This is a genomic window from Streptomyces sp. NPDC033229 (genome assembly GCF_055576875.1).
In genome coordinates, this window is sequence record NZ_JBVIQR010000091.1 from 1 (window position 1) to 11056 (window position 11056).

Here is an 11056-nt window from a genome sequence, read left to right on the forward strand (position 1 = left end):
CAAGGCCCCCGACGAGTCGGCCAGCCAACAGCGTCCGGCAGTCGCCATCACCATGAACCACAGATGGCAGTAACCGCCAAAAGCAACGGCATTGTCATCCGTTCGACAGAGGGGACACAGTCATACCGGGCCCGGAGGCCAGCGGCCCCGTTGCAGGACCACGAAAAACATAACGGGGGGTGGACGGTGGTCTCGCAGGCCGGGTCGGTGCTGCTGGTGGAGACGGTCCGCAAGTCCGGTCTGGACGGCGCGATATCGGCAGCATTGGCGCCGTGGCGAAAGCCGCGGGGTGGTGCACGATCCGGGCAAGGTTCTCTTCGATGTCCCCGCCCGGAGTCGCTCTGGGCGGGGACTGCCTGGCTGACGTCGGGCTGTTGCGAGCCGAGCCTGAGGTACTCGAGCCGGTGGCTTCCGGCACCCGTCTCCCGCCTCATCGACGTCCTCGCCGCAGCCGGACCGAAAGCCCTCACCGCGATCCGGTCGGCGCGGGCAGAAGTACGGACGCGGGCCTGGGGGCTGGCCGGGGCGAACGGTCCGGCCGCCGACGGTCACGTGATCGTGGACACCGACGGTGTGCTGGTCCTTGCGCACTCCGAGAAGCAGGACGCCACCCGACCTGGAAGAAGACCTACGGTCATCACCCCCATCTCGTGCGTCGGCCACGGTCAGACCGGTTCCGGGGAGGTGGCAGCTCTGCTTCAGCCCGGCAACGCGGGCTCCAGCACCGCCAACGATCACATCAAAGCTACCCGGCTCGCCCTCGCCCAACTGCCCAGCTCTCTGCGGCGGGGACGCTAGACGCTGATCGGCACCGGCTCAGCTGGCGGCACCCACGCCTTCCTCGCCTGGCTCTCCAAGCCCGGACGGTGGCTTTCGTGCTCCGTCGGAATGACCATGACCGGCGCCCTCCACCAGGCCGTCCTGAACATCCCGGAGAAGGCATGGACACCGGCCCGCGACGCGGGCGGAACCGAACGACCCGGCGCCTGAGCCGCGGAGATCACCGGCATGCCCGACCTGACCACCTGGCTCAGGGCATGCGGCTCATCGTCCGCAAGGAGCCCCACCCCGGTACCCAGTTGCGTGTCACCAGCCTCGACGGACGATGGCTCACTTGCTTCGCCGCCAACACCAGAGGCAGCCAGCTCGCCGACCTCGAACTACGTCACCGCAGGCGGGCCCGCTGCGGGGACCGCATACGAAACGCCCGCGACGTCGGCCTGCGCGACCTTCCCCTCCACGACAGCGCGCAGCACCAGATCTGGCTCGAGACCGTCTCCATCTCGCTCGACCTCCCCGCCTGGATGCCGATGCTCGCCCTGACCGGTGACACCCGCCGCTGGGAGCCCCAAACGGCTCCGGCTCCGGCTGTCCTCCGCCGCCGCCCAGCTCGTGAACTCCGGCCGTCGCCGCTGGCTCCGCCTGCCCGCCGATGGCCCTGGACCGGCCTCCTCACCCAGGCGGTCGACCGGCTCCAAGCCTTGCCGAGTCCCGGCAGACCAGCGACATCCCGCCCCGACAGCCCGCACGACCGCCCCGGAAGAGTGGAACCCGGCGCCTCCCCGACGCGAGAGCCGGGCCCTCAGCCTCCCTGACCCCGAAAAGACCGCACCAACACAAACGCAGAGTCCCCATCAGCGAACCGACGAGGACTCATGAACGATCGAGGCTAGGCTTCGCAGCCCGTGGTGGCAGCGAAGTTTGTGCAGGTATCGGAACCAGCCCCGCCGTGGCCTGCGTTGGTATCGGCATTGCCGTCGAGGTTGTCGTCGCCGTTGTCGCCGAAGATCAGGTCGGAGCCGGCATTGCCGTGGATGGTGTCGTTGCCGTCACCACCGGAAATTTTTTCATCACCGGGATTTCCGTGGATGGTGTCATTGCCGGTACCGCCGCAGATAATATCGTTGCCGTCCAGTCCGTCGATGGTGTCGTTGCCACCGAGCCCGTCAATGATGTCATCGCCGCTGGTACCGGAGAGGCTGTCAGGGCCGGGTGTGCCGGTGATGGTCGCGGTCCGTCCAAAGCACTCTGATGTCGTCCCCGGGGTCAGGACAAGCTCGAGTGGGCCTCGGACGAAGGTGAGTCCGCCGACGTCGAGGCATGTCCCTTGGATATCTGAAGGATTTAAGGGCGCTTGGGTGGCTGACGTGAGGGTGTCGCCCAGGTATCGGCCAGCGATGACGCTGCCTGTTGAACTCGCGAGGACGACACCCACAGGACGTGCGACGAAGAACGTGCTCTCCTGGAGGATGCTGGTGTCAGTGGCTCCGCTCGCGAGGCTCCATGTGATGGTGCGCGTACGCGTCGTAGGGCCGGATTCACATCCGATCGTCGAAGTCCCGGAGCTCGCGTAGGTGCCAGAGACAGCTGCTGGGGTGCCAGTCAAGTCGACGCAGCCGCTGTAGGTACCTGAGCTGGTGACGTTGGTGGCTCTCGGAGCCCAGCCGGGAATCAGCGGGGGAATGGGGACAGCCGTGCGGATCCCCGGGCTGTAGCTGATCTCGCCGATCCCTCCGCAGATCAGATCCGCAGGTGCAGCGTGGGCGTTCGGAGCACTCCAGCCAAACAATGGCGCCGTGATGGCCACCACGAGGGTCAAAAGCAAGCACTTCGGCCGTGCGACGGTCGCGAATACAAAGCGGATTGTCATCACGTTCCTTACATAAAAGAGGTATGGGCGACTCATGGCATTCTCTGGTGCCAATTTTATTAATACACCGTATTCCCCTAAGCGGCCGACTGAAGTGTCGGCTCTTCTTGGGCCCTGTGGGTTTCATTACTGACTTTGCAGCGGCGTTGTCGTCAGGGGGTGAGACCGGTTGCGGTCAGACAACCGTCGGTGAGGTGGCTGCGGTATTAGATCTGTGGGTGGCGATGAAGTCGCGTATCCCGGCTGCCCGGTGGGTCAACTGCTTGCGAACCAGTGGTGTGTAGCGGGCATGTGGAGTCGTCAGTCCCGCGATCTGTTCGGCGAACGTCACCGCCCGGCACCCGGGGTTCGGGCACTTGAACCGCCGCACCAGCAGCTCGATCACCACGCTGGTGCCACCGACCGCGCCATCCGCGAGCCGCCGTATGTACCCGCCGTGCACCCGGTCCGACGCACTACCGCAGTGCGGGCAGTCCGTGCCCGCCGAGCGGGCCCGCGCATGCATCGTGACCACCCCGACCGTAGCCCGCTCGACCATCGCCCGGGGCCGGCCAAAGTACCGAGGGCTTCGGCGATTCGGCCTGCCGCCGCGTCGCAGGAGATCGGCGGTCAGGGGAGTGCGGCGCGGATGGCGTCAGTGTCCAGCGCTTCCATCGTGGCCCGGGACCACTGCCAGGAGGACACGTCCGGGTCGGGGATGAGCCCGGCGTGCCGCGCCCAGCGGAACGCGGCTGCGGACACCTTGAGCCGCTTGGCGGCCTGGCCCGCGTCGTAGCGGGTTCGTCGCGCCATGAGATCACCTCTCACTCTCGACACGCCTGCCACCCAGACGTCTGTGGTGCTGTGCGGGGCGCCGGTGCCGAGCGTACCCTGGCCCTCGCTCCCGCGCTGGCCTCAAGAATCCTTACCTGGCAGCACACGCCACGCCTGGACCACGCAGGTTCCCGGTGTGCTGCGCCTGTTCCACCCGCTGTGGCACACCGCGGCCGACGAGGATCTGCTCCATGGGGACAAGACGTGCGCGTGGGGGAACTTCCGCACCTGGGCGGAGATCACCTCCCACGTGTACGCGGCGCTGGACCGCGGCTCCGGTACCGCGGTGGACCGTGCGTTGCTGAGCGGGCCTGCTCCCGCCTCGGCCCCAACCTCTGATGCAGCCGTTTCCTCAGAGGCACGGAGGATCCCCATGAGCGCGACCACCCCCGACGACGCTGGACGGGAGCCCTCACCGCACCTGGCCGGTATGGCTGGACGGCAACGGTGGGCGTCCGGAGGAGTACTGCCGCCGCCAGGTCGTCGACGCCGTCTTCTACGTTGCGGACAACGGCTGTAAGTGGCGCAACCTGCCTGCGGACTTCCCGCCCTGGCGGACCGTGCACGCGATCTTCACCCGGTGGTACCAGGACGGCGACGTCGACGCCCTCCACGACGCCCTGCGCGACGCCGTCCGCCGGGCCGAAGGGCGGGAAACGGATCCGACCGCGGCGATCATCGACTCGCAGCCGGTGCGGGCCGCGGAAACCGTCGGCGCCGGCAGCCGGTGGGCGGCCCATGCGGCCACCCCTGTCCACACCCGCGTTCGTATGACCATGGGCGGGGGCCTGCCCGAGAGAAGCGTGAGCGGCGCCGCGATGTGGCCGCTGACCTTCTCGTCCGCGCTGCGCCGTACGGACGCGCACCGGCTGGGCATGGCGGTGCAGATCTGTACCGTCCGCTACGTCGGCCGGTTTCTGGGCGAGGACCCGCTCGCGGTGCCGTGGGAGGTCGTGGAGTACCTGGCCGGGCAGCTCGGCATCCTGGACGCCTCGTGCGTGAAGCGGTACGCCGAGCGGCGCTCGACGGTGTACGAGCACGCGGACGAGATCCAGAGGCGCTTCAAGTACCGGGATTTCACCGATCGGAAGTGGGGCCGGGAGTTCCGCGGCTTCCTGTACGGGCGGGCGTGGACGCACGCTGAGGGGCCGGTGGCGCTGTTCAACCACGCGGTGACGTGGCTGCGGAAGAACCGGGTGCTGCTGCCGGTGTCTCGGCGCTGGCCCGGCAGGTGTCGGAGGCCCGTACGGCGGCCGAGCGGCGCCTGTACGACGCGGTGGCCCGGGCGACGTACCGGGCCGATCCTGTGCTCGCGCCGGCCTTGGCGGAGCTGCTGGTGGTGCCGGAGGGCAGGCGGGTCTCGGAGCTGGAGCGGCTGCGTACACCGCCGGTGAAGTCGACGGGCACGGCGATGGTGCGGGTGGAGGAGATCTCCGCGTTCGCGCTGGGCCGGGTGAACCTGTCGCGGGTGCCCGCAGGACATCGCCGACGCGGCAATCGCCCACTACGCCGCCCACCTGCGCCGCACCGGCAGGCTGCCCAAGCCCGACCCCTCCACCCCAACGGACGGGTAGCCGAAGCATCCAGTCCCCGGTGCTCCCCGGCGCGCACGGGCGGGCACCGCGACGTTGCCGTCTCGCGCCGGGGAGCACCGGGGGGAGCGGGGTCCAGGGGCCGGCGAAGGCCAATGGGCGGTGACGGGGTTGGGGAAGGGGCTGGGGAACATCGACGTCAAAACGTGCGCGGGCCGCGTCGGTGTAGCCGATCACGGGGATGTCCACTGCGTGCCACGGATGGAGGGCGGCGGTGAGGCACCTGGGTGGCAAGCGCTAGGAGGACGGATAGCGGCAGCCAATCGCCGGAAGGGAAGGGGCGTGAACCTGATGTGGTGAGAGGGAGAGGTACGCATGTCCGCACACGGCTTCTTCGTGATCGGCCCCCTGCCCATGTCCAACCGGAGTAGCGAGAAGACCGGGGCGGCCGCGTGGTGAGGGGGGATGGCAAGCGGCCGTTCAAACCGGCGCCGGAGCGGTTCTACGACGGTGGCGTCGACGCTTGCAAAGAGAAGAAAAGAGAGGAAGAAGCGCCCAATTCCAGCTCCAGTGTCAAGATCGAGCTGCTCCGGCAGGATGACGGCGGCCGCGAGCTATGGTGCATGCAGCGCCGCATCGCCTATGACGACCGGAAGTACGGCGTTCTTGTGGTGCCCCCGAGCACCGGAGATTTCAAGAGCGACCTGACCTCGGTGCCCGCGCTCTTCACCTGGCTCGTGCCGAAGACTGGGAGGCATCTTCCGGCCACGTTGCTGCACGACGGACTGCACCACCCACCAGCAGACCAGACGTACATTTCTTCCAAGGGCTGCATCGTGCAGCGTGTGGAGGCCGACCGCGTATTGCGCGACGCGATGGCGGACTGCGGCACCGCGCGAATCCGGCGGTGGCTGGTCTGGTCGGCGGTTGCGACGGTGACGATGCTCGACGGCAGGGGGACGGGCTGGTCGACGGGGGTCAAGTGGAGGTACCGCTTGGTCGCAGGCCTGACCCTCTTCCTGATCTTTGGACTCGGCGTCTGGGCGACCCTCGACCTCTTCGACTACACCGGCCTCCCTTTCGGGCTGCCCTGGATGGGTGACCGGCCGTGGTGGGTCGAGCTCGTCGGCGGGCTGTCGGGCGCAGTCCTGATCCCGCTAGTGCTGTCGCTGGCCTGGGGGCCCTTCCGGATCGCCGGCGCGGTCGTGGGGGTGAGCCTGGGGGCGCTGCTGTACCCCACGGTCGCGCTGGTCTCCCTCACCGCGGTCTACCAGGTAGTGGAGTGGCTCACGGCGTCGTGGACCTCGAAGTGGGCCAAGCTGTTGGGCGGCGTGACAGTGGCCGGACTGCTCGTACTACTCGCCCTATCCGTCTTGGCGTACTACCAGGTGGGGGTCGCTGGCGCGTTCTTCGAGCAATGATCCGAGGTCCACTCACAGACAGCGGCGCGGCCGAGGCGGAACTGGGGGTTGATACATCGGAGCGAAAACCAGCGCTTGCACTCTCCGCGAGGATCTACCGCAGGTAACGGCCCAAGGGGCTATGCCATCGGTGACCATGAACGTTTGTGACGACGTATCAAGACGCGGTGGCCGTGGAGGCCACGATAGCGGAGCAGGCGTGGGGCGAGGCATTCGGAAGGGCGATGACGGCGGTCGCGGGCTGCTTCGCACGGCGTGAGGCACGCGCGACGGGGGCGGAGCTGATCACGGGGCTGTTGCTGGAGCTGGACACGCGGAACTGCTGGACTCTCGCGCAGGCGTTGGGACATCCGGGACCGCACCGGTTGCAGCATCTGCTGTCCCGGGCCCGGTTCGACCACGGCCTGGCGCGGAGGGAGATCGCCGGTCTGGTTGCCGGTGAACTCGCCGGGCAGGATGTGGTGCTGGTGGTGGACGAGACGGGGGATGCGAAATCGTCCACGGGCTGCGTGGGGACCGGCAGGCAGTACTCGGGGGCGATCGGGTGGTGTCGGTCTGTGCCAGGTGGCGGTGCACCTGGCGGCGGTCACCGCGACCACGAAGGTGATCATTGACCGGGTCCTGTACCTCCCGGCGGACTGGGCCGCGGACGAGGAACGCCGCGAGGCCGCCGGGGTGCCGGAGCGGATCGCCTTCGCGACGAAGCCTCAGCAGGCGCTGGCCATGGTCGCCGACGCGCTCGCCACGGGGATCGCAGTCCGCTGGTTCGCGGGCGACGAGGTGTACTGCGTCCGTGAACTGCGCCGGGGCATACGCTCGCTAGGTCTCGGCTACGCGGTCGGCATCCCGGCTTCATACCAGGTCACCGGCGGAGCCGGCCGCCGGTGGGAGGCCCGCAAGCTGATCAACAGGGTGCGGCTCGGGCAGTGGATGCGCCGACAGACCGGACACGGCACCAAGGGCATCCGCGAGTACGGCTGGGCCTGGCTCGACGTCCGCCCCGACGACACTGCCGACAAGAACGAGAACGCGGCCGGGACCGGGGCCGGGACGAGTGTGCTGGTCGCGCGGCGGCATCGCTACACCGGTGAGGTGTCCTGTTTCCGCTGCTGGGCGCCCGGCGACGTCTCGCTGGCCACTCTGGTGGAAGCGATCTGCCGCAGGTGGCAGATCGAGGAAGCCCAGGCGTTTGGGGGCGCGGTGGAGCCTGTGGGACCGCCCCGGCACGTGGATCACGTTGGTGTGTGCGGGGCGGGCAGCGAGCGGGCGCTGGCCCGGCTGCCGCAGTTGGCATCGCGCATCGGCGCGTGGCAGGAGGTTCCCCGCCTGGCCGCAGCGGAGGTGGCGACCGTGGTGACTGGCTTCCATCCGCTGTGGCGTACCGTCCCGGCCGCGGATCTGACGTGGATCGACCAGTCGTGCGCGCACGGCACGTTCCGCACGTGGGCCGCTTTGACTGCGCACCTGCAGAACGTGCTGCTCGCACCGGGCCTTCACCGGTCGATCGCGCCCGTCCGGGCAGCAAGCACCACCTGATCACCGACCGCCACGGAACACCCCTCGCCGTATCGCTGACCAGCGGAAATCGGCACGACGTGACGCAGTTGATGCCGCTGCTGGACGCGAGCCCCCGCATCCGCGGCCGACGCGGCCGCCCCCGTCATCGTCCGCGCCGGCTGTTTGCCGACCGCGGCTACGACTACGACAAGTACCGACGCCTACTCCGCGCCCGCCGGGTCACCCCTGGCTTTCGGGTTCGTACCCCGGAAGCGGGAGCCCGGCATCGTCATGTCAGGGCCCCAAGGCACCGGATACGTGGCTTTGGCGTCCGGGGCGGGTGTCGGACGGGCACGGGCACAGCATCAGCTGTTCCCGGGCCCCGGTGTTCAACGCCCGCCCCTGGAACGCAAAATGGGATTTAAAGCCAAAGTTTTATTAATTCGGCCATTTAAGGCTTTTGATCATTCTGCATGATGAATCGGGCACTTCTCCCGCTAGGCTACGAGTTGTCAGCCGGAGAATTTCTCTGACTGGGCGAAAGGGAAGGCGTACCTCATGCGCTCCACGCGCACCACCCTCGTTCCCCGTACGGTCTTGATCGCCGCGATCGCTGTGGCCGGCCTGGCCGTCACTCCCGCCCTGGCCTCTGCGACGGGCCGGGCCGAGACGAGCAACGCCCGCGCAGCCACCGGTCTCGGCATCCTGGGGCTGCCCGGCGCCAACGGCGCCAACGGCGTGGGCAGCAACGGCGGTGTCGGCGGCCTGGGCGGTACCGGGGGCGCGGCCGGCGCCAACGGCAACGGCGGCAACGGAGGCGCCGGCGGCAACGGTGACGGCAGCGCGAGCACCGGAGGCGCAGGCGGTACGGGCGGCGCCGGCGGCGCCAACGGCAATGGCGGCAACGGCGGCTTCGGCGGCGCGGCCAAGCTCGGTGGTACCGGCGGCAAGGGCGGCGTAGGCGGCGTAGGCGACGCCGGTGCCGGTATCGCCGGCGGTAAGGGCGGCAACGGCGGCGCGTCCATCGTCGGCGGCGGACACACAGGCGGCAAGGGCGGCGCCGGCGGCGCCGCCAGCCCGGTGTGCCCCGGCCAGGCCGGCGGTAACGGCACCGCGGCCACCCTCACGGCCGATGGCACCACCGGCGCCACCGGTGCGGCCGGCAAGACCACCCTCCCCTGCTGAACGAACCGCCGGGCAGACGACAAGCCTGCGCCCCGGCCCCTTCCGGGCCCGGCGCACGGCCCCGGCCGCACTACGGGATCCAGGACACACTCAAGGGCCAGATGCGGAGCACCGGTCACTGAGATGTGGTGAACGGTTCAGGAAAGCGCCCGGCCGGGACACCCCAGCCGGGCGCTCTCACATCCCCGATCCGCAACGCCCAGGGCGCACGGGTCAGCGACCCGCCTCCGGCCGAGGCCGAGACGCACCTGGCCCGAGCGAGGGTGCCAGGCGGGAACTCTTCCCGATTCCCGCCCCTCCTTCAGGGGTCAGCCCCTGACCCCCGCCCACCGAAGGCACCTCCGGCCCGGCCGGCAGACCACCATGCACGAGGACCGGACCGTGGCCGGGACCGCGGTCATCCTGGAGGCATCCCCCTGCCGCCACGCCCGTTCGCCGAATCATCCCCCAGGAGCCCGCCAGACCTGCCCGACCCGCCCCCGCCCGGAAACGAAACCGGAAGCCGACCGCTGTGGCACACCGCGGCCGACGAGGATCTGCTCCATGGGGACAAGACGTGCGCGTGGGGGAACTTCCGCACCTGGGCGGAGATCACCTCCCACGTGTACGCGGCGCTGGACCGCGGCTCCGGTACCGCGGTGGACCGTGCGTTGCTGAGCGGGCCTGCTCCCGCCTCGGCCCCAACCTCTGATGCAGCCGTTTCCTCAGAGGCACGGAGGATCCCCATGAGCGCGACCACCCCCGACGACGCTGGACGGGAGCCCTCACCGCACCTGGCCGGTCCCGCCCTCGACGCCGTGTCGCTGACTGCCCTGCGCGGCCCTGCGGTGCGGCGTCTGCTCGTTCTGCGTGCGGAGGGCCGGCTTACCCGCGGCCACGTCCACACCACGTCGCAGTGCCTGAACGTCTCCGACCGTACGGTGTGGCGGTGGCTGGCTGGCTCTGTTCACGTCGTAGAGCAGCGTTCCAACGCGCCCCGCCCCTCATCGACGGCTGCCTGGCAAGCACCGGCCTCGCACCCCCGGCCACATGACACGAGCCGACAACCCAACGGAAAGGTCAGTAGGCACCAGGTCCTGGACCCGGTCAACCCGAGGGGCGTCATCACTCCATCGGGCTGTCGCTGAAGAAGCTCAGTGTCTTCTCATGATCCGATGGGAATCCGGAGGGCCTGTCCCGGGAAGATCCGGTCGGGGTCGCTGATCTGGGCTGGATTGGCTCGCATGATACGCCGGTAGAGTGACGCGTCGCCGTAGTGCGCCTCGGCGATGGCCGATAAAGTCTCTCCCCGCGCTACCACGTGCTGGCGGTAGCCGATGTAGCCCGGGACGATTCGCGGCCCGTAGATGACGGGAACGGTCACGACGTTGACCTCCCTGCCGTCTTGCGGGCTGATCTCAAAAACCTGGACGAAAAGCCGGTCGAGCTGGAACGCTGCGCCACTCACGTTCACCTTGAGCTGGAACTGGCCGTGTTCGCCACTTCCGCCTCCGGCCATGAAGTGCCCGCTCACTTCGTCGTGGCCTTCCTCGATCCGGTAATGCAGGGTGGCCTCGAATCCGTTTCCGACACCGGCGACGAGGATGGGATTGCCGACCAGGTCAAGCTGTCGCGGCTGGTCGATCCGGTTCGTCATGGAGCCTCCCAAACAGCCAGCTTGCCTGACGTACCCTCAGTTTCAGTGGGCTCTCTGCTGCGGTCAAGCGCTGCCGTGCCGATGAGGAAGGTGCATGGGGCTTGGGTGCCCGCACGGCTGGCCCGGTGCGCTTCATGCCGCCCGTGCGGCCGGGTCCCGAACAGCTGTCGGCCGACGCGTTTTTCAGACGACGCGTGTGCCACGAATGCGAAAGGAACCGTATATAGCTTGTTCCTTATGGTCGGCTGTCACGCAGAGCGATGAGTGTCTCGGGGCGTTTGACGGTCTTGCCTACGTCGTAGTGGGTGGCGGGGTGGCGGTT

At 68.8% G+C, this 11056-nt stretch carries 6 protein-coding genes and 5 pseudogenes; 7 read left to right on the top strand and 4 right to left on the bottom strand.

The annotated features are described in order from the left end of the window. Positions 1–150: 150 nt before the first annotated feature. Positions 151–1496: pseudogene (locus tag ACZ53N_RS34905) on the top strand (IS1380 family transposase); the annotation flags it as partial. Positions 1497–1669: 173 nt separating this feature from the next. On the opposite strand, the gene ACZ53N_RS34910 reads toward ACZ53N_RS34905, so the two are convergent. The 3 genes from ACZ53N_RS34910 to ACZ53N_RS34920 all read right to left on the bottom strand — a co-directional run bounded on the left by ACZ53N_RS34910 (position 1670) and on the right by ACZ53N_RS34920 (position 3442). After that, positions 1670–2650 carry a calcium-binding protein gene (locus tag ACZ53N_RS34910; protein ID WP_469144787.1) on the bottom strand — a complete coding sequence of 327 codons (981 nt, stop codon included), beginning with the start codon at positions 2648–2650 and terminating at the stop codon, positions 1670–1672. A 175-nt stretch (positions 2651–2825) separates the two neighbouring features. Continuing rightward, positions 2826–3155 carry a transposase family protein gene (locus tag ACZ53N_RS34915; protein WP_469144788.1) on the bottom strand — a complete coding sequence of 110 codons (330 nt, stop codon included), beginning with the start codon at positions 3153–3155 and terminating at the stop codon, positions 2826–2828. 104 nt (positions 3156–3259) lie between these two features. After that, positions 3260–3442, bottom strand: coding sequence for a hypothetical protein (locus ACZ53N_RS34920; RefSeq protein WP_469144789.1), 183 nt, complete (start codon positions 3440–3442; stop codon positions 3260–3262). A gap of 455 nt (positions 3443–3897) precedes the next feature. On the opposite strand from ACZ53N_RS34920, the pseudogene ACZ53N_RS34925 reads away from it, so the two are divergent. The 6 genes and pseudogenes from ACZ53N_RS34925 to ACZ53N_RS34950 all read left to right on the top strand — a co-directional run. Continuing rightward, positions 3898–4065 (top strand): annotated as a pseudogene (locus ACZ53N_RS34925) (transposase); the annotation flags it as partial. 240 nt (positions 4066–4305) lie between these two features. Further along, positions 4306–4937 (top strand): annotated as a pseudogene (locus ACZ53N_RS34930) (DUF4158 domain-containing protein); the annotation flags it as partial. Between the two features lie 510 nt (positions 4938–5447). After that, complete coding sequence (locus ACZ53N_RS34935) at positions 5448–6416, top strand: DUF1353 domain-containing protein (RefSeq protein ID WP_469144790.1); 969 nt, start codon at positions 5448–5450, stop codon at positions 6414–6416. A 146-nt stretch (positions 6417–6562) separates the two neighbouring features. Continuing rightward, positions 6563–7595 (top strand): annotated as a pseudogene (locus ACZ53N_RS34940) (IS701 family transposase); the annotation flags it as partial. A gap of 221 nt (positions 7596–7816) precedes the next feature. After that, a pseudogene (locus tag ACZ53N_RS34945) lies at positions 7817–8161 on the top strand (transposase); the annotation flags it as partial. A 310-nt stretch (positions 8162–8471) separates the two neighbouring features. Beyond that, positions 8472–9098 carry a hypothetical protein gene (locus ACZ53N_RS34950; protein WP_469144791.1) on the top strand — a complete coding sequence of 209 codons (627 nt, stop codon included), beginning with the start codon at positions 8472–8474 and terminating at the stop codon, positions 9096–9098. Positions 9099–10242: 1144 nt separating this feature from the next. On the opposite strand, the gene ACZ53N_RS34955 is transcribed toward ACZ53N_RS34950, so the two are convergent. Then, a complete protein-coding gene (locus tag ACZ53N_RS34955) occupies positions 10243–10734 on the bottom strand; it encodes a Gmad2 immunoglobulin-like domain-containing protein (protein WP_469144792.1) in 492 nt (163 codons plus the stop codon). Between the last annotated feature and the right edge of the window lie 322 nt (positions 10735–11056).